Raw genomic sequence first — 23,146 nt, 5'->3', positions numbered from 1 at the left:
ATATAAAGGATTAAGCCATATTTTTGTAATCGATAACAACCGGTTTTCCGGGTTAAAAAATCACTACAATTTGATGAAACCGTTTTTTTATCACAAAAAAATCAGAGAGAAATTGTGCTGTCCTTCCTTCTTTTAATATCCCCTTTTTTATAAGCATTGTAAACGAAAGATGAGCGCTTGTTTCCATTTTTAATCCCGTTTTCAAAACTGTATAGACAACGCGTAAAGCTAAGATGCGCATCTTTGGATCATCTAAAATTGACAAGCATGGCTTCTTTCATAGCGATCTAGCCATCAAATGAAAATTGATTGAAAAGGCAGACACCTTTATTGACTATTGATCTGGACAGTACAACGTCAACTGATGGTTCCTGCTTTTCAAGACTGGAACCCAAACGCTCCTCACATTTGCCACAAAAAAACTTTGCCCAGCATTCAATACTAGGCAAAGTTGCTTGATTATTTCGTTTTTGAAAAATCTTTCTTTGAAAGATAAATAGCCGTAAGAATGGCAACTAAAACAGCTAATCCGAAGACTAGGATCGTTCCCACTGTATTATCTTTTCCCGGTAATCCGCCGGTGTTGATTCCCCAGAGTCCGGCAATCAGCGATGGGACTGCCACCACTAATGCAGCTGAATCTAAATACTTCATCAAATGGTTCAAATTGTTATCCATCATATCAGAGAAGAGACCACCGATAGTTTCCAATAAATCACGATAGATCGTAACTAGCTTATTTGCAAATTTCTGCCGCAATTTAATATCATAAACCAGGGAATCATTATCAAGGCGTTCCAAGAATTCTTTGCGTTCCATCAGATGATCTACAGTCAGATTTTGATCTTTCAGTGTGTGATCCAAATAAACCATATCACGTTCTGTATCCGCTAAATTAAAAAGCTCGTTATTTTCGGTGGTTTTACGAGCAGCCGCATCTAATTGATCAATTTGTTTTTTTATCTCTTTTAACCCATTGATGTAGTGGGTGTAGATCATTAATGTAGCATAAGCAATGATATCCTCAAAACGTCGAATTTCACTCCCATGTTTCTCAATCAACCGCTCGACGAGATTTGATTCTCTAGAAACATAGGTGATCATCAATCCTTTGGAAAGAATAAATGTGACAGGTTCTAGGCGTTTTTCAATGCGTTCTTGATGATTGGCAGAAAGATCGATCAATGTATAAAGAAACGGATTGTTTAATTTGGTGTCTCGCAAATGTTCTAACCGGGAAACTTCTTCTGGTTCATCGGAACCGATAAAAATATCTTCCGGCAAATCAAAAAGTGTCAGCAACTCTTTTTTCTCTTCTTCATTCCCATGTTTGACTACCAACCAATTATAATCGTCTTCGGATGATTCTCTGATTTGGTTCTGTTCGATTTTATAGTACGAATACATTTTGCCTCTCTCCTTTAACTCCTTCACTTCTCTTCAACTATCTAATGATGACTGCTTTTTGTCAAGAAAAGCGCTATTTCAACGATTTGTATCAATATGAAAACAAAGCAAGCGTTTGATTAGACCATTCTAAATAAACGTGAGAGAATATTTTTGGGCCCAATAAAAATCATTTTAGAGGAGGACAACTATGTTTCTACATCAAAAAGAACTACAGTTCGAAGCAAAACCAGACAAACCAAATCCGTTAATTGCGAAGTATCTTCAAGAATTGATCGGTGGCCAGTATGGCGAAATGAGTGTAGCAATGCAGTACCTCTTCCAAGGCTGGAGCTGCCGTGGAGAAGAAAAATATAAAGATATGTTGATGGACATCGCAACGGAAGAAATCGGTCACGTGGAAATGCTTGCGACCATGGTCGCTCGCTTACTAGAAGATGCCCCTGTAGAAGATCAGGAAGCCGCAATGAAAAAAGACCCAACAATTGGCGCAATTATCTCTGGAATGAACCCACAACACGCAATCGTTGCTGGCTTAGGACCTCGTCCAGCTGATAGTGTCGGGAATCCATGGAGTGGTGCATATATCATTGCCAGCGGTAATTTACTGGCAGACTTCCGCGCTAACTTAAACGCAGAATCACAAGGACGATTACAAGTCGCTCGTATCTATGAAATGATCGATGACCGTGGAGTGAAAGATCTATTATCCGTGCTATTAGCTCGAGACAGCTATCACCAAAACCTTTGGGCACAAGCTGTCAAAGAACTGGAAGAAAAAGAAGGTACGATTCTTGTACCAAGTACCTTCCCTCGTAACGAAGAGCGTTTAGATATCGCCTATGACTTTTACAATTTCTCTGAAGGAGACCAAAGTAAAGAAGGCTCTTGGGCAAAAGGAAAAGCACTTGATGGCGAAGGTGAATACCAATGGCTTTCTACTCCTAAAGTTGAAGGCAAAGCACCAAAACTAGATCCTGTCACACCAAAAATGTACGGCACACCCCCTGAAAAATAAATTGATCGAAACGAATAAAAAGAGCAATGATTCCCTTCACAAGGAATCATTGCTCTTTTCTTGTCTCATTGAGCAAGTTGGTTACCTTAAAGCTAAAAAAGCGTTAGAGTAGAATGTATAAAAAAAGGAGGAATCATTATATGAAAGCACCTTTACTTACACTAAATGATGGCAATTTACGTCCAGCCGTGGGCATCGGCACCTATCAAATCCGCGGCGGCGAAGGCTTAAATCAGTTGCAGGCAGCAATCACAGACGGCTATCGTCTGATTGATTCTTCAACCAATTATGACAATGAAGGCATCGTCGGCAAAGCGATTCACCAATCCGGCGTGCCTCGTTCTGAGTTCTATGTCACTTCAAAATTACCAGGAAAATATCACGGGTATGATGATGCATTGACGAGCATTCAAGAATCGCTGGCGCGCATGGGATTGGATTATTTTGACGCCTTTTTGATCCACTGGCCCCTGCCAAAACGCGGTAAGTACATCGAAGCGTGGCAAGCATTAGTGACTGCGCAAAAATTAGGATTGATTCGTTCCATTGGCGTGTCTAACTTTGAGCCTGAACATTTAGATGCCATTATTGAAGCAACTGGTGTCACACCAGCCATCAATCAAATCGAGATCCATCCGTACTGGGTCCAAGAACAAATGGTAGCAGAAAACAGAAAACGCGGGATCATTACTGAAGCCTGGAGTCCATTAGGTCGCGGCAGCGCGGCGCTCAAAGAATCCATCATCACTGATCTAGCAAATAAATATCAAAAATCGGCGGGACAAATCATCTTACGCTGGCACGTTGATCGTGGCATTCTCCCACTGCCAAAATCTCGAAACCTAAACCATCAGCGAGAAAACTTAGCTATTTTTGACTTTGAATTGACTGAAGAAGAAATCAAAGCAATCAATCGCTTGAACAAAGAAGACGGCCGTATTGAAGGTCAAGATCCAAATGAATATGAAGAGTTTGAATAAACAAAACCAGCAGCTTCTCCGCTATAAATGGAGAAGCTGCTGGTTTTAGTTTATCTCAACTCAAAATGAAATGTCTTTATTTCAAAGGGTGACAAGGTAAATGAGACTTTGTCTTTCCACTGCTGATTATTTAAAGGTATCTCCATTAAATCTGTTTCTTGCCAAAAACTGCTTGGCAACTGCAATGTAACCTTTCTAGTTCCTCCCGTGTGATCATGTAAACGTAAAATCCACCCTTTGCCGGTTTCTGCTTGCTTGATGGCGTCGATGGTAACGGAGGTTTCACAGTCTATTTGCAACGGAAGCAACCAAGAATGTTCTCCGTTAATAACCGTTAATGGCGAGTTGAGGGACCATGCTTCTTCCATTGTTCCCCCATCGATGGCATCGTACTCGTGGGCATAAAAACTGTAAGTAAATTCGTGATCGCCATCGTCAGCCATTGGATCAGGATAGATAGCGCCTTTAAGCAAGGTCAAACTTAATTGATTTTCCTTAACAGTATAACCATATTTACAGTCATTCAATAAACTTACCCCACAATATTTTTCTGAAAGATCTGCCCACTGGTGGCCTACTGTTTCAAACTGAGCCAATTGCCAGCTGGTATTAGCATGGGTAGCTCGTTTTACATTTCCGTACTGAATATCAAATACTGCATCAGTTGATCGAATTGCTGCATCAAAGTTTATCTTCAACAGCTGTTGGCGTTCATGCCATGAAACGTTTGTTAAAAAATCGATTCGTTGTGTATAAGCATAGACCCGCATTTCCTGATGTATCTGCGAATTACCAAACGTATACTCAAATACTACGGAAGCGTAAAGCGCATTATTTGAATGCAATCGTATTTTATCGGCTTGAAGCACTGTTCCTTTTTCTTGATAAAAACTATCGATGTCCCATGCATCATAATTTAAAGGTTTGTCTTCAAATAGCTGAAAAACATTCCCTTTTCCTTTCAACATTTCTCTACTCAATTTCTTATCAAAAATGCTGATTAAATTTCCCGATGTTTCCCATAAAATTCGCAAACGATCAGTCTCAAGCGCCCCCTCTGTGAACACAGCGAGCGGTTTGATATCTTTACTTTCTGCTATCGGTTGAAACTCTATCATCACCTGACTCATAGGCGGAACATTTGCCACAAGAACAGCCTGTTTTTCTCCATCAAAATAAGCTTGAAGTTCTTTTCCTTGTGAATCAATAAAGCGGCCTTCTTGTAAAAGAGGAAGTTCAACCAATTCATTCCGTGACCAGCCAGCTGTATTGATGACTGTATACTTTTGACTAGCAGGTTCATTTAATTTTTCAAATAAATGTTGAATCGTCTGAGTCACGACGGCAAACTCTGCTCTATGGTCTTGATAAACTTCTTTGATCGAAGAACCAGGAATAATATCGTGAAATTGATTCCGAATAACCGTCTCCCATGTTTCAAAAAGCAGCGCTTTAGGATACTCGTCTTCTTTGCTGGCTGCTAAACATGTATAGAGAATCTCAAGTTCCCGTAACGCAATTTCAGCTTTTCGATTCATTTTTTTGACAAACGCTTGCGAGGTATAGGTTCCTCGATGATATTCCAAGTACAATTCGCCATCCCAACGAGAGACCAGTGGCTTATTTTGTTCTACTGTCTGATGCAGTCGTTCAAAAAAGGCTTTCGCTTTTCCTGTTTTGACTTGCGGCAATCCTGGAATCTGGTCAAGGCGGCGGCGATTTTCCAGCATCTCTCTAGTGACGCCGCCCCCGCCGTCCCCGTGACCGTAAGATAGCAGAAATTCTTGATTCAAACGCTTGTCTTGATATCCGTCGTAAATACCTTGAACGGTCTCAGGAGAAAGCGTTCCATTGTAGGTATAAAACCATTCTTCCGCCCATTCATCAGTTTTACCATCAACTGGTGTAGTGATAAAATGCGTCAAAATATCTGTCCCATCGATCCCCCGCCAATAAAAGGTATCATGAGGCATCCGGTTATATTGATTCCAGCTGATTTTGGTCGTCATAAACGTCTCAATACCTGATTTTTTCAAAATTTGAGGCAATGCCCAAGAATAACCGAACACATCCGGAAGCCACAAGAAATGCATTTCTTTGTCAAATTCTTCCTTCACAAATTTTTTCCCATGGAGTATCTGACGGACCAATGATTCGCCTGACAGTATATTGCAATCGGCTTCCAGCCACATGGCTCCGTCCACTTCCCAACGGCCTTCTTTGATTCTCTTTTTGATTTTCTCATAAAGAGCTGGATAGCTTTCTTTGACATATTTGTATAGCTGAGGTTGGGTTTGCAAGAAAATATATTCTGGGTATTGTTCCATCAAACGTAAAACCGTTGAAAAACTGCGGACAGCTTTTTCTCCTGTATGCTTGAGCCGCCACAGCCAAGCAACATCGATATGTGTATGGCCGATAGCTGTCACAGTGATCTCCGAAAGTTTAGGTATTTTTTGCAGTTTTTGATTTAAATAATGATCAGCTTCCCCAACGCTATGGTAAAAAGAGATAGATCCGGGTACCTGCCACTGAATCAAACGAAAGGCATCATCTAAAAGGTTCAATAGCTTGTATCGTATCGGATCATTTTCTGGTAACCCATCGATAGTTTTCGCCATCATATCAGCGAGAAAGAAACAGTCATCAGCAGCTAAGTGTCGTTTTGCCAAGCAAGCTTGCCGAAACTCATGGCGTTGAATGACTTCAGCCCCACCGCCTTCCAATCCCGACCATAGTTTTAAATCAAGTCGGATGGTTTTTCCTCGGTAATGATCCGCCAGAAAAATCTCTGTATGATTCGAATCGACCCCCTGATAAGGTTCACCATCGATCAACAGCAAGGACTCAAAGCCTGAATTATAGCCACCACCTGTACGACCAAAATCTATCAGCAGCCATAAGTCTTCCTCGTCTGGAACCGCCAATTCAAAATGAGCCCAAATGTAACGGTCTCTCCCTTGCCAGAAATCGCCAACTGAAAGTGTAAAGTCCCACTCTTCTGGTGGGTGTTGTTCCGTTTTTGATTTATCTTCTTTTGCCGACCACATTGTCAGGTCTTGTATTTTTTGAAAACGATACGCTTTTAATTCAGCGATTCGTTTCGTTAATTTTTTTGTCGTATGAAATGGATCTTTCATCCTTTCGTCGCTCCTCCCATGCTGAATCCTTTAGACATGTACGTTTGTGACAAAGCATATAAAATGACGACTGGTAAGGTATACAGCACCGAAAAAGCGGCTAAACGGCCATAATTGACCATACCGAAGTTGCCGAAAAACTGAAAGATGGAGACTGATGCCGGCATTTTTTCGGGTGATTGAATCAAAATATAAGGAACAAAGAAGTTGCCCCAACTTCCAGTAAAAGTAAAAATACCAACCGTACAAATACCTGGAACCATCAGCGGCGCTACGACTTTTCGTACCCCTTGCCATGTTGAGGCTCCATCGACCCAAGCGGACTCTTCTAAGTCGATTGGTACTGAATCCATAAAGTTCTTCATCATCCAAATACCATAAGGCAGTGAGGACGCCGTCAAGAAGAATGTCACTGCCAGTAACGAATCTTGAAACTTCAAAAAGATAAACAGTTGATAGACCGGCACGATGACAGCAGTCATCGGTAATGAGGTCATGAATAGTACCGCCATTAAAAAACTTTTTTTATATCTCAACTGATATCTTGACAAAGGATATGCTGCCAAAACACATAAGACAACAACTAAAATCGATTGACAGCCGGACAAAAGCAAGCCGATTCCGAATGACCGAATAATGGTTTGATCAGAAAGGATCGAAGTAAAATTTTCAAATGAAACTGCTTCAGGTAATTTCAAAGTTTGAATAGCGCCTGGATCAACAGAAGCAATCAGCATCCACAACAGTGGGAGCAAAAACAACAAGGCTAATACTGCCAAAAGCAGATAATGAATTATGGTCTCCAATTTTTCACTGCGTTTTACCATGTTTTCCACCTACACTTTCACTTTCAGCATTTTCATATAAATCAAGCTTGCTGCAGCACCAATCAGCAGTAAGACCAGCGAAATCGCTGTTCCGTATCCTAGCTGATAGCTCACAAAAGCTTGTTTGTACATGAAGACCGGCAAGGTCGCAGTCTGATTACCGGGACCTCCACCAGTCATAGTATAAATCAACGTGAAGACACCCAATGTCTGCAAAGTGACGAGCATCAAATTCGTTGCAATGGTACCTTTGACCATCGGGATCGTAATTTTTCGAATCACTTGCCAGCGGCTGGCGCCATCCATAACTGCAGCTTCCTCCACTTCCTTAGGAATCTCATCTAAAGCGGATTGAAACACCATCATTGAAAAAGCGGTTCCTCGCCAAATATTGGCAATCACAACGCTGATCATAGGAAACGCAAACAGCCAGGCAACCGGCTCTAATCCCATCAGTCCCATCAGCCAATTAGCTGTTCCGCTGTCCCCTAAAAAAGCAACCCAGCAAAAGGATACAACGACCTCCGGCGTAACCCATGCGGCGATGATGATCAGACCGACGACTCGTCGAAAGGCACGATTTTTCTCCCGCATCATAAATGCAATCAAAAAACCTAAGAAACATTGACCAATCACTGCAGAAAAAATGACGAAAATCAAGGTTCTTACGACACTAGTTTGAAAAGCCGGATCATTGAACATGCGTACAAAGTTTTCAAAGCCGATGAACCGTAATTGACTTGCTTCAGCACCGGTTAGAGCCAAGTTCGTGAAGGAAAAGATAAAAGTTAAGATAACTGGACCAACAAAAAATATCAGCAGTAAGAGCCAACTGGGAAATAAAAAAATCAACGCTTTTTTACTATTGGACATTTGTTGCTCTCGATTTAGCGAATGTTCCATTCTTTTCTCCTTTCTTAGTAAAAAGAGAAGGAACGTTAGACCCTAGTCGGATCGTTTTCAACAAGTCCTTCTCCTATATTTACTTAATCAATGGCATCCTCACCAACAATCCTCGTCACATTGGCTGCATAATCTCGAGCAGCTTCTTCTGGCGTTTTGCTACCAGTGGCCACCGCCTCTACCATTGTTTGAATCTCAACGGAAACATTTGGATATTTGTCATCGGCAGGACGGAAATGGGCATATTGCAAGAAAGAGGTTGCTTGTTCAATAAAAGGTTGCTTCTTGTACTCGTCAATTTCAGCTGAATCATCTCGGACGGTTAAATTCCCTTCAGCAATTGCACGAGCAGCTTGCTGTTCTTTTCCACCAAGGGCCTGAACCACGCGCCAAGAAGCTTCTTTATTTTGTGCTTTTTCAGGAATGGCCCATGTCCAACCTCCGGACATGGTCGTAAATGGCGGTTCACCACCATTTTGTGTAGGCATGGCTGCAAAACCAAAGCGTTCTGTCATATTCTCAACAGGAGTTGCCCCATTTTCGGCCCAGTTACCTGCACTCCAAAATCCATCTAAAAGCATGCCGACTTCATCATTAGGAAATTTATCTTGGAACATCACAGATCCATAATTACTGTTAATAGCGATAGATAAAGAAGGACCTAATTGTTTCTGGTTATACACTTCATCAATAAAAGCCAGAGAGTCAATGATCCCTTGTGTATTCACTTGCCATTTACGCGTTTCACTATCAAATAATGTATCTTGAGTACCATATAAGAGCATCTGGAAAGTCTGCATGGAAACCGACTCACCATTAGCTTTAGCCACACCTAATCCTAAGGGGATCACATTCTCATCGGAAGCTTTGATTGCTTCAGCTGCCTTAATAATCTCCCCCCAAGTTGTTGGCTGCCAGTCTTCAGACAGACCGGCTTTCTTAAAGACATTTTTGTTGTACCAAATCCCGCGAGAATCAGAAGTTCCTGGAATGGCATACGTACTACCATCTTCAGCGATGACACCAGCCTTTAAGTTTTCTGTATATTTATCCCATTGATCCCAGTCAGCAACATATTCATCAAGATTGGTTAAGTAACCGGCATTGGCATCAGAATTCAACATAAACGAATCTTCTGCCACTACATCAGGTGCTGTGCTTTCCGATTGCATAGAAAGAGCAACTTTTGAAAAATAATCCCCCTCACTTGCGGTAATCGGAGAAAGCACGATTTTAATGTCCTCATTTTCTTTCTCAAATTGTGGAATAAATGTTTCTTCTAAATATTGGGTCATTTTATCGTTTTCCCCGGTATTGCGCCAAGTAATCTTTATCTCGGTTTTCCCCTCCGATTTCCCCTTTGAAGATCCTCCACTATCACCACATGCAGCTAAAAGCATTGGAATCGTCAGTAAGGTCAATAAAGATGCAACTTTTCTTTTCATTGGCATAGTTGTTCCTCCTAAATCATTTTTTCATTTCAGCTCGCCTTAAGTAAGCGCTTTAAATATAACTTGTTTAGAGCAAATTGAATATCATCATTATTCGTTGAGATCTACATTTCTTATCCTAAATATCATGTTTTGTATACAACTTCAAATAATGATGATTTTACTTAATCAAATTTATCCCTATAATAAATGTAAACGCTATCAAAAGTTTGAAAGGAGTATTTATGAAATCAAAAACATATCAAAAGATATTCTTAACTTTTTTAACGGTAATCATTATTTATACTATTTTTATTATGATGATTGTTATCAATAATGAAATCAATCAGCGAAAAACAGAGCAAACCACACAAAGTATAATGACATTAGATAATAGTGCATTTCGTATTGATCAGCAACTCCGCTTTGCACTGAATTCAATGAAATCTTTAGTGGCAAAAGAAAGTATTATTCAGTTTTCACAAAGTACAGAAAATGATTATGCGCTATTTTCAGAGATGTATGATGAAATTCGCGAAAACTACTTATTAATGAACCAGTTTGAATATTCCATCGGAATCCTAAATCCAGAAAACCATATCACCGTCAGTTCTGATGGCTATTTTTTTTACAACGACTTTTTTTCCTTTTTAAATATTGAAACAAAAACTGGTCTTCTCTCTGAAATGCTCTTAGATGCCAGTTTCAGCTCTTCCATATTCGAAACCCTCAATCAACGGTTGATTTTACTTCATAAGGAACAAGTAGGATCTCAGACACTCTATTTCTTTGCTTATTGGAAAAAAAACGAACTATTGTCTCCGATAAATCAAAAACTACAAGTAATCGATCAACAGTATTATATTAATGAAACTGATACACCAAAGCTTACTGATTTTACACAAAATACCATTCAACAGAATAAACAATCATCCAAAATAGTTTTTACAAAAAATTCTGAAGTAATTCCTTTTGCATACTATCAATTAGAGACAATATCCAAAGGAAGTTTCCCTCTTTCCACGCTCTCTTCCTTTCTCCTTCCTTTGATCGTTTTGATTATTTTAGGTGCTTTGATTGTCTTCTTTTTAAGTAAGCGAATGTACCGTCCCTATCTAGATATCTTAAATGAAATCAAGAAAAGCAATGTTGATATTTTAACTGTAGATGATATCAACTTAGCATTGCATCAGATGATCGAATCATCAAGTTCAATCAATCAGCTACAGTCCCCTGTCTCTGAAGAAGTAAAGGAGCTTTTCTTAAAGAACCTACTTTTTGGAAAATATACCTACAAAATGAGCAAGTGTCTGCTACCATCTTTTAATCTTAGAGGAATTGAAAAGAGTGGCAACTTTGTTTTTTTGACATTCTCAGGTAAGATGGCAGAAGAAGCTGATTTTAATGAAGCAGAGATCATTCAAGTCCGCAAACAGTTGATTAGAAAAAACATTTGTATCGAACCTTTTGATATTATCAGTTTTTCTGAAAAATATTTTGTCATTCTCTTTTACGATCAAAAATATTCACAGATTATGAAGGAGATTGATCAACTAAAAAAAACAATTGAAAACAGCTTAAATTTGAGAATGACCTATCTCTTTTCCAAGCCATTTCATTCACTCGAACATTTTATTGAAGTATTTCATGAAACCTGTCATTGGGCGGACGAATTTCTCAGTGAAGATCGATTCCATCAAACACCCATTTTGGCAACGAATGCTTTTCACAAAATTGATTATACCGTTGATGAGGAGCAGCTGTTGATCCAATATTTCAAAGTTGATGATTTTATCCACGCCAGAGAACTGCTACAAAAAATTGTCGAGACCAATATTTCCAATGATCGTTCATTAGGTTTTCTTCAGGAGTTTTCGACAGCACTTACCTTGACAATAAAACGAATAGCAGTGGTCAAAGAAATTTCTTACCAAGAGTTTTATGAGCAGAATAAAAATCATTTTCTTTACTTAAAGAAAAGCTTTTCTGATCCAAAAGTGAAGCAGACTATTTATACTATATTTGACAAGTTGATAACCTTGATCAAAGCAGATGAAAAGATGAGTGTGTCCAAGATAGACGAGATCATTCAATTTATCAATAACAACTATTGCAATGATCTCAGTTTAACCGATATTGCCCAGCAATTTCATTTAAGTGAGGCCTATTTAAGTCGACTGATTAAAGAACGACTATCCATGTCTTTCAAACCTTACGTTAATCAATTGCGTGTTGAGAAAGCTAAACAGCTGATGATTGAAGAAGAAGGATCCATTAACGAGATTGCCCGCAAAGTTGGTTTTAAAAATACTAATTCTTTCATCCGTGTGTTTAAACAGTTTGAAGGAACAACTCCAGGAACTTTTCGTGCTTACAAGATGCAATAAGGATTAAAAAATTCGTTTACACAAAAATAATCTGAACAACATTCGACTTCTGCTTGAAACGAAATCATTTTCTCAAATAAATTCGTTTTCTGAGAAGTAAACTAATTTGTCGTTCAGATTATTTTTCATAAAGAATTGAGTTATTTATATCGTTACAACTGATAATGAATGGCTTCTTTGTATTGTTCAAACAATGATTGGTTCAATTCATCGCCGCCATCCATATTTGCGGAATAAAAGATGGGTGGATAATCGATTCCTGCTTGTTTCAAGTGTTGGCAAACTTCGACGATAATGGTATTGAGGATTGTAGCGCCAATAACCGTTGAAGTAGGCCCCACTTTTTGATCCATCCCCTTAATCTGACAACCTGCATCACCAATTTCCCCATGGTTATCGATCACAAGATCTGCGACTTCAAACAAGCGAAGGCCCGAAGAATGGCGGCTAGTGACTGATTGCGAATACGTTTTATTTGTTAAAGCGATAATTTTGACGCCTTTTTCTTTTGCTGCTAGTGCTAAATCGATTATGACGGGATTACGACCTGAAACTGAGTGTAAAATCAGCACGTCCCCTTCTTTGAAGGGCTGGATTTCCGCTAATGCGGTGCCGTAACCTTCTAGTCGTTCCATTTTGCTAGTAAAGGTGATGGGACTGCGATCCAACATCAGTTCTCTCCCAAAGATCGCATTGATCGTCATCATCCCTCCCGCGCGATAATACATTTCTTCTGCCAAGATCCCCGCATGACTGGCCCCAAAAATATAGATCGAACGTTTTTCTAGATTTGCTGTAGTCAAGAGACGAATCGCCTCATCGATTGCATGCTGTTCCTTTGTTTCAACAATTTCTAATAACGCGTGAATTTTATCAACATATTGATACATATTAAATTCCCCCAAATAGACTGCCGAGACCACGGCCAATGATTCCCCAAAGTGACAAGTCATTGCCACCAAAGATCAGAATCCAGTTTTGAATCGTTGTGCTGAATAGAACAGCAGATACACCAACTAACAAGACCATCACAAAAGATGCGGCAATGGTACCAATGACTGCGCCACGCAAGCCGCCTTGCCCTTCTCCAATAACTGCTGCGCCGCCACATTCGAAGAAACTGGTGATCACTAATGGCACGATCAAGATTCCAAAAACATTCGTCGTATTGACAATGATCACAAGGATCGTTGAGGTGATCATTGCTACGATAAAGCCAATAATTACCGCATTCGGACGATAATTGAAAAGGATCGGTACATCAAACGCTGGTTTGGCTCCAGGGACGACTTTTTCGGCGATCCCTTGGAAAGCTGGAATAATTTGGTTGATCAAGAGGCGGACGCCATAAAGCATAATCAAGAGTCCTGCGCCAAAGTTCAAGCCTGCTTCGACAGCAAACATGACCAGATTCCCACCTTCTGGAACAAGAACTGGTGCGATAATTCCTACAACAATATTCATCAAAAACATCACCAAGGCACCTGTAATGGAAATTTCACGGAAAAAGGACAGGTTTTCTGGTACTTTTAAATCTTCTGTCGATTTTTCTTTGTTCCCTACTCGTTTTGCCACGAAGCCAGACACCATCGATAAGATCCCTGTAGGATGTCCAATCAAGAACGAATCATCGCCAGTGGCATCCCAGACATATTTCCGCATAATCCAAGGCATAAATGACCAATAACAAGCAGATAAAACAGCTCCTAAAATCAATAATGGAATCCCCGACATTCCACCTTCAACCCCACCCGCAACGATTACAAATGGGAACCACCATAACATATGACCCGTCAAGAAAATCGTCTTAACAGGCGTAAAGCGAGCAATTAATAAGTGCAATATCAATCCGAAAAACATGGCTAACCCAACAGTTCCCCCATATTCTGCTGTGAAGGTCACATCAGAAAGTCCATCGGCTACTTGAACCCCCAACTGTGTCTGAACCGCTGTGTTGATTGGCGCGATCGTTCCCGTCAGCATATTGACCCCTGCGGTCAATGCTACCATCCCAAAGGCTGCTGTCAACGAGCCTTTCACCACTTCGGCAAAAGGTTTTCGTTGCACCACCAACCCGATCATCGCAATCAGCCCCAGCAATACTGGCGGATTCTTTAAAATATGATCTGTGATAAAACTCATGATTATCCCTCTCTTTCAGCTAAAAACTTTTCCATTTGCATTTTGACTTCAGCGACATCCATATATTTTTTGACAGGATAGACAGGTGCTTTGACTGAAGCTTGCAGGTCATTCAATAATTCGTGACTTGTAAAATAAACATCTGCAGGAGTTGCTTTTGCAGTAGACAAATCCGTATTCTCAGCAGTCGCATTCAGCCCCAGTTCCTTAATCACCTTATCGATCGTCATCTTTAACACCATTGAACTTCCAACACCAAATCCACACACAGCTAAAATTTTCATCTTCTTTTCCTCCTATTGGAATAATTGGCAAATCTGTTTTTTGTCACCATTTAAAATAAGTTGATACTTTTCCTGATCCATAAACACTTCCATGATTTCCTGTAAACTTTGCAAATGACTTTGATTGTCTTTTGCAGCTAAAACAAGAAAAATACGGACCGGCTTGCCAGCTAAATCGATTTCGTTTTTTGTCACTAACAAACTCATCCCTTGATGATAAACCCCTTCCCCTGGGCGAGCATGCATCAATGCAAAGTAATCAGCCAATACCATATACGGACCGTTCTCCTCAACGCTTTGGATCATATTGGTGACATATTGTTGAGCGATGGCTTTTTCATTTAATAGCGGCTGACTTGCCAATTGAACTGCTTCTTGCCAAGTAATGAGTTGATTCGTGGTCTCGATATGATCTTCAGGCAGTAATTTTTTTAAATTGATCATGATTTTACCTCCAACATTTTTGAGATGAACCATTCTTTGTCTTCGATCCCTTGCATGATCAACTTCATGACAGGTTCTACTTCTTGCGCCTCATCTTCTCGTATCATTAGTAACACGATGATATCGACTTTTTGGTTGCCCCAATCAACGGGACGATCCAAGATCAATACAGAAAAGGTCGTTTTTGAAACAAACTCAGGATTGCCATGAGGTATGGCAAAACCGTTATCTAAATAGGTCGACTGCAATGCTTCTCGTTCTAAGACGGAATGCTGAAAATTCGTTCGCTGATTTTCCGACGAAAAGTCATTTTGGCTGATCAGAAAATCCAGTGCTTGTTCTTTGGTCTCAAATCGTTCAAAATAAATCTTCGGTGCAATCAGCATCCGCGTATCTTGCAGGATTTTCACCTTATCCGCAATCGGTTCATTATCAATAATCAAATCGATATAGTGATTCATGATTCGCTTCATGTCTCGATTGGTCACCATCGGCGAAATCCGAACAACTGGATTGGAGACATCAGGTAAATCGATCGTGGAAATAATGAAATCGATGGCAGAAATATCCATCTGTTTGAGCTTAGCAACAGAAGCGGTTTCAATACTGTCGACATTAGGCAATATTCGCCGAATTTTGGCAGAGACAAAAGAACTGGTACCAACACCATTCGGGCAAACAAAAACGATTTTATTCAATTGCCGCATCCGTTCTACTGCAGCTTGGAAATGAATCGACACAAATCCAATTTCATCCTCAGAAATTCCAATAGGATATGCCTTCAGAAAATCGTTCAAAGAAAACCAAACGACTCCATATAATGCCGGATAATGCTGCCTGATCTCATCTAGCAGCGGGTTAACTACAGTGGTTTGGGCTTCGATGCGCAAAAGTAGCTGGTATAAATGAATGGTCAAATCTTCTTCTAAGCGGCTGTCTTGCGTCAAATCAATCTGGATTCCCTCACTGACTTTTTGAATCAGATTTCTGACTTTCCCACGAAAGGAGAATGGAATTGCTTCGTTCTTCATAAAAAAGCGTAAGCCACTACCTACAATGAGGTAGGTTAAATATTGAACTTCTTTTGATGAAAAACGGTAGATCCCTTGTTCTTCAATTTCTTTCAATAATTCATAAATCAATGGATACTTGTCAAATTCTAAAAATAATTTTCCAAATTGACGCTTCTCTTCTATATCCAGCTGATTTGCTTGATTCGAACGCTCGACAATTAGCAAGATTGAAACCACGATGCTTTGAATATAACTTTCTGGAATCTCCATTTGCTTTTCAGTAATTGAATGGCGAAAGGCAGCATTTATTTTTTCAAATAAGGACACATTCGTCAGTACTGAAAGGTTCTCCCCTTGCTCCATGGTAAGAAGAATAAATCGCTTCAACATTCGCTGGATCTGGGACTCGCTTCCGTGAAAATAAGTGCCAGAATTATCGAAACGCAACAGTAAATTTTCTTTGACAAACAGTGTTTTTAGATAAGCAATATCTTTGGCGATACTGCTTCTGGAAACATAATACTCATCAGAAAGTTGCTGGTAACTCAAGTGCTCGCCATTGATCAGCCGTTTAAAGATTTGCATGCGTCGTTCTTCGATCAAAGAATAATTGTTTTTCATTTGCTCACCCTCTACCTTTATTCTAGTGACACCTTAACAAATATGAAGACCAATTGTTAGATTAAAAAATGATTAAAAGATGTGTACACCCTTTCACTTCGAAATGAGCACCTTGTTTTTCCATCTCCTTTCCTAAAGCAAGCCAAACTTTTCTCATCTTCTTCGTTTTCTCTTATAATAAATCTAATCAATCAAATGAGGAGGAAACAAAATGAAATGGCGTGGGGGTAGACAAAGTTCCAATGTGGAGGACCGTTCGGGTCGTGCCGCAGGTTCAGGAGGAAAAATAATGGCCGGTGGTGGTATCGGTACAATTGTTATTGCTGTCCTCTTTTTTCTTTTTAGCGGAGGGGATTTAAATTCTGTTACTGATATTTTGGGTGGCGGACAAGCAGCCAATTATCAAACAGAAAATGTGGCTTCAGATGAATATACGGAGGAAAAAGAATTCTCTGCTGTCGTATTTGGTCATTTGGAAGATTATTGGAATGGTGTCTTTAAAGAAGAACAGACAGCGTATCAAGATCCAAAACTGGTTTTATTTACAGGAAGTGTCCAATCGGCTTGCGGGAATGCAACTTCTCAAGTTGGTCCCTTTTATTGTCCAGCCGATCAAAACGTTTATCTGGATTTAAGTTTTGCAACTGAACTTTCTCAAAAGTATGGTGCTAATGGAGATTTTGCCATGGCCTATGTCATTGCGCATGAAGTTGGCCATCACGTACAAAACGAACTTGGGATTACGCAGCAACTCGATAAGATCCGCCAACAGGTTTCTGAAAAAGAATACAATCAATATAGTGTTCGCTTGGAATTACAAGCCGATTATTTAGCCGGTACATTTGCCAAGTATTTGCAAGGAGAAACCTATAATGGACAGCCGATTTTAGAAGCTGGTGATATCGAAGAAGCGATCACCGCTGCCAATGCCATCGGCGATGATACGTTACAAAAGGAATACCAAGGGTATGTCGTGCCGGATAGCTTTACTCACGGGACTTCAAAACAACGGGTTGAATGGTTTAATCGGGGGTTCAAATATGGTGATTTGGAGCATGGAGACACCTTCAATGAAAAAAATCTTGATTTGGTCTATGGTTCGTAACAAAAACGTTCTTTTTTAGTCATTCTTTTTTCACATTTCGGCGGTATAGTTTATTCATACTAACAAACCTTACTTTTTTCATTTTACTCCTTGCCTGTCAGTCCCCGCTGGCAGGCCCTTTTTTATAACACGAAAAATTAAGTTCGCTTAACTTTTCAACTGTTTTTTTCTTTAAAACGCTAAGAGTTGATCACAATTTTTTCATATTTTCGGGTTACTATATAAGTAACCCAACAAACAACCCAACTTTTTCATTTTTTACTCCTTGTCTGTCAGTCCCCGCTGGCAGACCTATTTTTTTCTTGCCAAAATTCGCAAAATGCGCTAATGTTATCTATGCGCGGAAGTGGCGGAATGGCAGACGCGCACGCTTCAGGCGCGTGTGAGTATATCTCGTGTGGGTTCAACTCCCATCTTCCGCATTTTGAGCAGATCATCTTGGATGATCTGCTCTTTTTTGTGTGTTTCTTTTGTCTAAATAAATAAAAAAGCTTAAGCTAGAAGTATATCAATAGGAAAAAGACAGGAGGAAATCCAATGAAAGAAATACCAACAGCGAAAATCAAACTAACTGAGGTCAAAGAACTCTTTGATGCGGGTTATGAAATCTTAGGAGAATTACGGTCTGAGGTAAATGCCCCAGTCGTTAGAGCAAAATTTCTGAATCAAGAAGTGATTGCCATCTATGGAAAAGAAGCAGCAAAAATTTTTTATGATCCACGAAATTTTAAACGTGAAGGAGCAATGCCTAAACTTGTCCGATCAACTTTGTTGGGAGAAGAAGGCGTACAAACTTTAGATGGCAAGGCCCATCATCATCGGAAGAACTACTTTATGGACTTGATGACACCTGAACGAATGACCGATTACCATGATTTGCTGGAACAAAACCTTTCCCGTGAGCTAGATAAACAATCTGGCACCTTTGAACTTTTTTCGCTCACAAAAAATGTGCTATTCAAAACGATTTGTGAATGGTCTGGAATCAATTTAGCCTCGCTGTCTCAATCAGAGATCAGTGACTTAGCTGATTACCAAGTAGCAATGATCAGTGGGACCGTCACCTCCCCTGTTGCCCATTTAAAAGGTGTCGAAGACCGCAAAAAATCAGAGAAATGGGCCCAAGAACTGATTGAAGAAGCTCGTCAACATCCTGTTGCTGGCAAAGAATCGTTAGCCCTTTATACTTTTGCTACTGCCACTGATCTTGAAGGCAATTTACTCCCAATCGAAGTCGCAGCCGTCGATTTATTAAATATTATCCGCCCTACGGTTGCTTTGACCGTTTGGATCGCTTTGATGGGGCATGCGCTTTTTAGTACGACAACAATCTACGAAGCATTAAAACAAAACTTTGCAGATTTGCAAGATTCATTTATTCAAGAATTGCGCCGCTTTTATCCTTTCTTTCCAATGATGCCAGCTATCAGTCTGCAAGATGTTGTCATCGATGGCTATCTGATACCAAAGGACAGTTGGGTCGTTCAGGATATTTATGGCACGAATCATGATCCGCGAACCTTTGATCAACCAGATGATTTTAAAGTGGATCGCTTTGTCGGTCGTACGCAAGCCATCTCCTATGAAGAAGAATATGAAATGATCGCACAAGGAGGCGGCGACTTCCGTAAGATGCATCGCTGTGCTGGCGAATGGATCACCTTGCATACGTTACGCGTGTTCAGTGATTTATTGGTCAATCAGTATCATTTTGAAGTTCCTGAACAAGATTGGGAAATTCCAATGAATCATTTTCCAACCTATCCGGAAAGTAAAGTTCTCCTATTTAAAGAAGCTGAAACGACCACAGAAAATGAGTAACTACTGATCATTGACTGCTCGTGGTTATTAAGCGCAGCTCACAAAAACGCACCCCTTTTTCGTGTAGTTTCCTCCAAAAGTTCGATTTTTCGTCTGATTTTTGGAGAGAGACTTCCGTTTAGGGTTGCGTTTTTTGATTACTTCTCTACAGATGCCGTACGGAAATAAAAATAGGCACCGTATGCGGGAAATTGGATATCTTTGATTGTTGATTTGATCAAATAGTTGGATGCACTTTGATAGAGGGGAACTTGAGCTGCATCTTCTGCTAACAAAATGGATTCTGCTGCTTTGTAATCTTCAAATACTTTATCTGGATCATTGGCATCCACGGTACGTGCGTTTTCTGTCAATGCCGTATAGTTCTCATTGGCATAGCCACCGTAATTATAAGAAGAGCCTGTTTTGTATAAATTGAAATAAGAGTCCAAGTCACTGCTGCCAGCGATCCAACCAGAAATCGACAACTCATATTGACCATCTGCTCGTGATTGATTCAAATTCGTTCGTGGTTGTTTATTGATGGTAATCGTCAAACCAGGCAAATGTTCTTGAAGCTGATTTTGCAGATATTCACCGATTTTTTGCCCATGATCATCATCTGTTACCAATAAAGTCAGTTCGATTTTGTCACCGATAGCTGATTGCGCTTGTGTCCATTCTGCTTGTGCTTTGCTACTATCGTATTCATTGTAGTCCCCGCTATAAGCGCGAAAATCTTCATTGGTATTCGGATTGGTATAAAGCCCACTGGGAATAAGGCCATTCAAGACGCTTGCTCCATCGTTCAACACATCATTCACGAGACTCTCTTTATCAATTGCCAAAGCGATTGCTTTACGGAGATGGACATTTGCCAGCGGTTTATTTGCTTGTTTATTAAAATCTAAAAAGTAGTTGGCAATATCTTTTTGAGTGACTAAGGAGTCATTATTTTGGTACTGTTGCACATAGAGTCCGCTGATTTTTTGCAGATCCAACTCCTCGCTTTCAAACAATTGGATTCCCGTATTCTCCTCTTTGATCGTGGAACCTTTGATTTTATCCAACTTAACTACCGCTTGATCGTAATACTCAGGATTTTTGGCAAGCGTCCATTCTGCGCCGGTCTGTTGCCAATCTTTCAGAATGAAAGGTCCCGTATAGAGCAAGTCTTCACTTGTTTTCCCATATGCCGTACCTTTTTCTTCAACATAAGACTGTCTTTGCGGAGCTAACCAGCCAATCGACACCACCGATAAAAAAGAAGGTTGCGGCTGTTCCAAATGAACGACAAAGGTCTTTTCATCCGGTGTTTCTAAGCCAATCGTCGCAATATCTGCATTTCCTTCGCGAATGTCTTGACTATTTACAACATTGTCTAAAAGATACGCATTAGGTCCCATGGTTTTAGGATCAACCAACTTCTTCCAAGCATAAGCAAAATCTGCTGCCTGCACTTGCTGCCCATCACTCCATTTGGCTTCTTCCTTTAATTTAAAGGTATATGTCTTGCCATCTTCACTGATGACTGCTTCTTCTGCCAAACCGGGAACTGGCTGACTCTTTTCATCAAAACGATACAACCCTTCAAAAAGATGCTGGATGACGGTAAACGTAACTTTATCCGTTGTTTGCGTCGTATCTAATGTCGTCAGCTCTGCCGGTAAGCTGACCGAAATCTCTTGAACTTCTGGATCTGTCTCCTTTGCGGACGATCCAGTCGTGCTACATCCTGCTAACAAAAAACTTAAAATCCCCACAACAACCAAGCCCTTTTTCATTTACTCTCCTCTTTCCTTTTCACTTGCAAGTTGCAAGCTTGATTAAATAAAAAAATCCTCGTCCCTTTGCTGATCATCATTGATCAACAAAGGGACGAAGACTTCGTGTTACCACCCTTTTTCGTGTCATTTTTACAAATAACACCTCATCAGTACGTATTCATACTCGGCAGGATAACGGCTGCGTTCCGTCTAACCAGCGTAAACCAGTTAAAAGACTCTGAGCTCATCTTCACTTAGCGATCTGTCCCCTTTCTCACCAACCCGGGTTCTCTTTAAACAGTCATCAAAGCTACTCTTCTCATCAATGTCCTATATTCTACTGAATTGATAAGAGTATACTATTCCTCGTTTTTCAAGTCAAACTATTTTTAGAATTTTCAATCTTTTTCAACAATGGCTTCGAGACTTTTTGGAGGGCAAATACTTGCCAGCTTAGTGTTTTTTTTCTAGGATAAAGAAAAGAAACCTTGCTCGAAAGGATGAAATCAATGAAACTTGCTGAAGCATTATTACTACGAAGAGATCTTGAATCCAGACTCACTCTGTTACGAGAAGAGATTGCCAGTAGTGCCGTGATCCAAGAAGGCGATACGTTAGACCGCAGCACCAACGACTTACTGTTGGATTATGAAACAACAAACCAAGAATTTGCCCAGTTGGTCATTGCAATCAATCAGCGAAACGCGGTTGCCAAAATCGGTGAACAAGAAACGATTGCTGCTGCATTAGAGAAACGGGAAGCTTTTAGGCGTCAGCATGCGATGCTGACGGCAACCTTGGAAGCAGCCAAGATTGCTCCCCGGATGGGACGTAATGAGATTCGCATGATCCGAACGATCGATACCAAGCAAATCACCGACCGTTTGAATCAAACCGCAAAAGCCTTACGTGAATTAGACGGACAGATTCAACAAACAAATTGGCTGGTTGATTTATAAAACAGCTGGGTGGGAGTCAAAAGCGAGCACAAAGCAGGTACAGGCTTATATGTACACCAATGGGGTCTGGCAGGGACCAGTTTAATGACTGCTGATCAATTACAAGCGTACAACTTATATTTTTCAATTAACGACCAAGTGCTGGTTTGACAAGGTGGGGTGCCTCTGTTTATCTTTTGTTTTCCAAAAGGTAAGCAGAGTTTTTTTGCTCATAGAAGTTCTTTTCCAAAAGAAAAAGACGCCTCGATCCGTTTCCAGTTTGGAAAACAGATCAAGGAATCTTTCATTCTTTAGCTAATTACTTTCTTTTCTGTCTGCGAAATACCACTACTACGATGCCTACTAGCAGCAATCCTAACAGCATCCAGCTGATTTGATACGTTTCACCGGTTTTTGGTAATTCATTTTTCTTCGTCGGTGTTTTTGTATTCTGATTTATCGCTGGATCAGGAGCTTTTTCTGGCGTGTAGCTGTTAGTAAAGGTTGGGTCACTGCCATAAGCTGCTTTTGTTTCCAATGTTCCGTTTTGATCTTTGACATTTACGGTCACTGGAATCTCTGCGTCATCATAAGTGATTGTACTATCTTCTCCGGCTTTTTCACGGATCGTGTAATTGTAGTCACCAGCCTCTTCGTACGGAATCGCATCAAAGTAAACTTTTCCGCTACCATCGTTAGTTTGACTTTGAATCACTTGCCCCTCTTGATCGACTAATTCAAAGGTGAATTCTCCTGCGACTAGTGAACGGCCAGTCAACACTTTCTCAGCTTCCAACACTACACTGCCAGCTTTTGGCATATAGTCGTTGGTAAAGACCGCATTGCCTTCATAACTAGCTGTTGCTTCCAGTTGTCCTTCATTATCTTTCACATTTACAGTCACTGGCACTTCGGTCGTGTCATAGTCAATCGTGCTATCT

General features: G+C 40.3%; 18 protein-coding genes and 1 tRNA gene. 7 read left to right on the top strand and 12 right to left on the bottom strand.

The window, feature by feature from the left end:
* Positions 1–459: 459 nt before the first annotated feature.
* Positions 460–1,407: a magnesium transporter CorA family protein gene (locus tag Q0A12_RS02715; RefSeq protein WP_291291175.1), complete on the bottom strand. Its 948-nt coding sequence runs from the start codon at positions 1,405–1,407 to the stop codon at positions 460–462.
* Between the two features lie 190 nt (positions 1,408–1,597).
* On the opposite strand from Q0A12_RS02715, the gene Q0A12_RS02710 reads away from it, so the two are divergent.
* Positions 1,598–2,425, top strand: coding sequence for a manganese catalase family protein (locus Q0A12_RS02710; RefSeq protein WP_291291174.1), 828 nt, complete (start codon positions 1,598–1,600; stop codon positions 2,423–2,425).
* A gap of 140 nt (positions 2,426–2,565) precedes the next feature.
* Positions 2,566–3,405, top strand: a complete 840-nt coding sequence (locus Q0A12_RS02705) for an aldo/keto reductase (RefSeq protein ID WP_291291173.1) — start codon at positions 2,566–2,568, stop codon at positions 3,403–3,405.
* A 50-nt stretch (positions 3,406–3,455) separates the two neighbouring features.
* Here Q0A12_RS02705 and Q0A12_RS02700 read toward each other — a convergent pair whose 3' ends face one another.
* The 4 genes from Q0A12_RS02700 to Q0A12_RS02685 all read right to left on the bottom strand — a co-directional run bounded on the left by Q0A12_RS02700 (position 3,456) and on the right by Q0A12_RS02685 (position 9,726).
* The gene (locus Q0A12_RS02700) at positions 3,456–6,545 is read right to left on the bottom strand and encodes an alpha-mannosidase (RefSeq protein WP_291291172.1); all 3,090 of its coding nucleotides are present in this window, start codon (positions 6,543–6,545) and stop codon (positions 3,456–3,458) included.
* A complete protein-coding gene (locus Q0A12_RS02695) occupies positions 6,542–7,372 on the bottom strand; it encodes a carbohydrate ABC transporter permease (RefSeq protein WP_291291171.1) in 831 nt (276 codons plus the stop codon). The genes Q0A12_RS02700 and Q0A12_RS02695 overlap by 4 nt, the downstream gene beginning before the upstream one ends.
* A 9-nt stretch (positions 7,373–7,381) precedes the next feature.
* The gene (locus tag Q0A12_RS02690) at positions 7,382–8,275 is read right to left on the bottom strand and encodes a sugar ABC transporter permease (protein ID WP_291291170.1); all 894 of its coding nucleotides are present in this window, start codon (positions 8,273–8,275) and stop codon (positions 7,382–7,384) included.
* A gap of 83 nt (positions 8,276–8,358) precedes the next feature.
* A complete protein-coding gene (locus Q0A12_RS02685) occupies positions 8,359–9,726 on the bottom strand; it encodes an extracellular solute-binding protein (protein WP_291291169.1) in 1,368 nt (455 codons plus the stop codon).
* Between the two features lie 224 nt (positions 9,727–9,950).
* Here Q0A12_RS02685 and Q0A12_RS02680 point away from each other — a divergent pair, with 224 nt between their 5' ends.
* Entirely contained in the window at positions 9,951–12,092 is a 2,142-nt protein-coding gene (locus tag Q0A12_RS02680) for a helix-turn-helix domain-containing protein (protein WP_291291168.1), read from the top strand.
* A gap of 152 nt (positions 12,093–12,244) precedes the next feature.
* Here Q0A12_RS02680 and Q0A12_RS02675 read toward each other — a convergent pair whose 3' ends face one another.
* Genes Q0A12_RS02675 through Q0A12_RS02655 form a run of 5 tightly spaced genes read right to left on the bottom strand, consistent with a single transcriptional unit; the run spans position 12,245 to position 16,596 of the window.
* On the bottom strand, positions 12,245–12,982 hold the full coding sequence (locus Q0A12_RS02675) for an SIS domain-containing protein (RefSeq protein WP_291291167.1): 738 nt from the start codon (positions 12,980–12,982) through the stop codon (positions 12,245–12,247).
* Between the two features lies 1 nt (position 12,983).
* Positions 12,984–14,234, bottom strand: coding sequence for a PTS ascorbate transporter subunit IIC (locus tag Q0A12_RS02670; RefSeq protein WP_291291166.1), 1,251 nt, complete (start codon positions 14,232–14,234; stop codon positions 12,984–12,986).
* 2 nt (positions 14,235–14,236) lie between these two features.
* Positions 14,237–14,518, bottom strand: coding sequence for a PTS sugar transporter subunit IIB (locus Q0A12_RS02665; RefSeq protein WP_291291165.1), 282 nt, complete (start codon positions 14,516–14,518; stop codon positions 14,237–14,239).
* 12 nt (positions 14,519–14,530) lie between these two features.
* Positions 14,531–14,962 carry a PTS sugar transporter subunit IIA gene (locus tag Q0A12_RS02660; RefSeq protein ID WP_291291164.1) on the bottom strand — a complete coding sequence of 144 codons (432 nt, stop codon included), beginning with the start codon at positions 14,960–14,962 and terminating at the stop codon, positions 14,531–14,533.
* Entirely contained in the window at positions 14,959–16,596 is a 1,638-nt protein-coding gene (locus tag Q0A12_RS02655; RefSeq protein ID WP_291291163.1) for a PTS sugar transporter subunit IIA, read from the bottom strand. The genes Q0A12_RS02660 and Q0A12_RS02655 overlap by 4 nt, the downstream gene beginning before the upstream one ends.
* Positions 16,597–16,807: 211 nt before the next feature.
* Between Q0A12_RS02655 and Q0A12_RS02650 the strand changes: the two genes are divergently transcribed.
* The 3 genes from Q0A12_RS02650 (at position 16,808) to Q0A12_RS02640 (ending at position 19,522) form a co-directional block, all read left to right on the top strand.
* Complete coding sequence (locus Q0A12_RS02650) at positions 16,808–17,701, top strand: neutral zinc metallopeptidase (RefSeq protein ID WP_291291162.1); 894 nt, start codon at positions 16,808–16,810, stop codon at positions 17,699–17,701.
* Between the two features lie 340 nt (positions 17,702–18,041).
* Positions 18,042–18,123, top strand: a tRNA-Leu gene (locus tag Q0A12_RS02645).
* A 115-nt stretch (positions 18,124–18,238) separates the two neighbouring features.
* Complete coding sequence (locus Q0A12_RS02640; RefSeq protein WP_291291161.1) at positions 18,239–19,522, top strand: cytochrome P450; 1,284 nt, start codon at positions 18,239–18,241, stop codon at positions 19,520–19,522.
* Between the two features lie 137 nt (positions 19,523–19,659).
* Here Q0A12_RS02640 and Q0A12_RS02635 read toward each other — a convergent pair whose 3' ends face one another.
* Positions 19,660–21,285, bottom strand: coding sequence for a peptide ABC transporter substrate-binding protein (locus Q0A12_RS02635; RefSeq protein ID WP_291291160.1), 1,626 nt, complete (start codon positions 21,283–21,285; stop codon positions 19,660–19,662).
* 491 nt (positions 21,286–21,776) lie between these two features.
* Here Q0A12_RS02635 and Q0A12_RS02630 point away from each other — a divergent pair, with 491 nt between their 5' ends.
* The gene (locus Q0A12_RS02630) at positions 21,777–22,226 is read left to right on the top strand and encodes a DIP1984 family protein (RefSeq protein WP_291291159.1); all 450 of its coding nucleotides are present in this window, start codon (positions 21,777–21,779) and stop codon (positions 22,224–22,226) included.
* A 298-nt stretch (positions 22,227–22,524) separates the two neighbouring features.
* Here Q0A12_RS02630 and Q0A12_RS02625 read toward each other — a convergent pair.
* The coding region (locus Q0A12_RS02625) for an FctA domain-containing protein (protein WP_291291158.1) at positions 22,525–23,146 on the bottom strand (622 nt) is incomplete at its 5' end.

Source organism: Enterococcus sp. (assembly GCF_022711995.1).
In the GTDB taxonomy this organism is placed as follows: Bacteria; Bacillota; Bacilli; order Lactobacillales; family Enterococcaceae; genus Enterococcus_D.
This window is presented reverse-complemented; position numbering and strand designations above follow the sequence as displayed.

Bases quoted from the DNA above. Each gene is read 5' to 3' on its own strand.
- Q0A12_RS02670 (WP_291291166.1), bottom strand. From the start codon at position 14,234: ATGAGTTTTATCACAGATCATATTTTAAAGAATCCGCCAGTATTGCTG.
- Q0A12_RS02690 (WP_291291170.1), bottom strand. From the start codon at position 8,275: ATGGAACATTCGCTAAATCGAGAGCAACAAATGTCCAATAGTAAAAAA.
- Q0A12_RS02700 (WP_291291172.1), bottom strand. From the start codon at position 6,545: ATGAAAGATCCATTTCATACGACAAAAAAATTAACGAAACGAATCGCT.
- Q0A12_RS02660 (WP_291291164.1), bottom strand. From the start codon at position 14,962: ATGATCAATTTAAAAAAATTACTGCCTGAAGATCATATCGAGACCACG.
- Q0A12_RS02695 (WP_291291171.1), bottom strand. From the start codon at position 7,372: ATGGTAAAACGCAGTGAAAAATTGGAGACCATAATTCATTATCTGCTT.
- Q0A12_RS02665 (WP_291291165.1), bottom strand. From the start codon at position 14,518: ATGAAAATTTTAGCTGTGTGTGGATTTGGTGTTGGAAGTTCAATGGTG.
- Q0A12_RS02715 (WP_291291175.1), bottom strand. From the start codon at position 1,407: ATGTATTCGTACTATAAAATCGAACAGAACCAAATCAGAGAATCATCC.
- Q0A12_RS02685 (WP_291291169.1), bottom strand. From the start codon at position 9,726: ATGCCAATGAAAAGAAAAGTTGCATCTTTATTGACCTTACTGACGATT.
- Q0A12_RS02640 (WP_291291161.1), top strand. From the start codon at position 18,239: ATGAAAGAAATACCAACAGCGAAAATCAAACTAACTGAGGTCAAAGAA.
- Q0A12_RS02655 (WP_291291163.1), bottom strand. From the start codon at position 16,596: ATGAAAAACAATTATTCTTTGATCGAAGAACGACGCATGCAAATCTTT.
- Q0A12_RS02705 (WP_291291173.1), top strand. From the start codon at position 2,566: ATGAAAGCACCTTTACTTACACTAAATGATGGCAATTTACGTCCAGCC.
- Q0A12_RS02635 (WP_291291160.1), bottom strand. From the start codon at position 21,285: ATGAAAAAGGGCTTGGTTGTTGTGGGGATTTTAAGTTTTTTGTTAGCA.
- Q0A12_RS02650 (WP_291291162.1), top strand. From the start codon at position 16,808: ATGAAATGGCGTGGGGGTAGACAAAGTTCCAATGTGGAGGACCGTTCG.
- Q0A12_RS02630 (WP_291291159.1), top strand. From the start codon at position 21,777: ATGAAACTTGCTGAAGCATTATTACTACGAAGAGATCTTGAATCCAGA.
- Q0A12_RS02710 (WP_291291174.1), top strand. From the start codon at position 1,598: ATGTTTCTACATCAAAAAGAACTACAGTTCGAAGCAAAACCAGACAAA.
- Q0A12_RS02680 (WP_291291168.1), top strand. From the start codon at position 9,951: ATGAAATCAAAAACATATCAAAAGATATTCTTAACTTTTTTAACGGTA.
- Q0A12_RS02675 (WP_291291167.1), bottom strand. From the start codon at position 12,982: ATGTATCAATATGTTGATAAAATTCACGCGTTATTAGAAATTGTTGAA.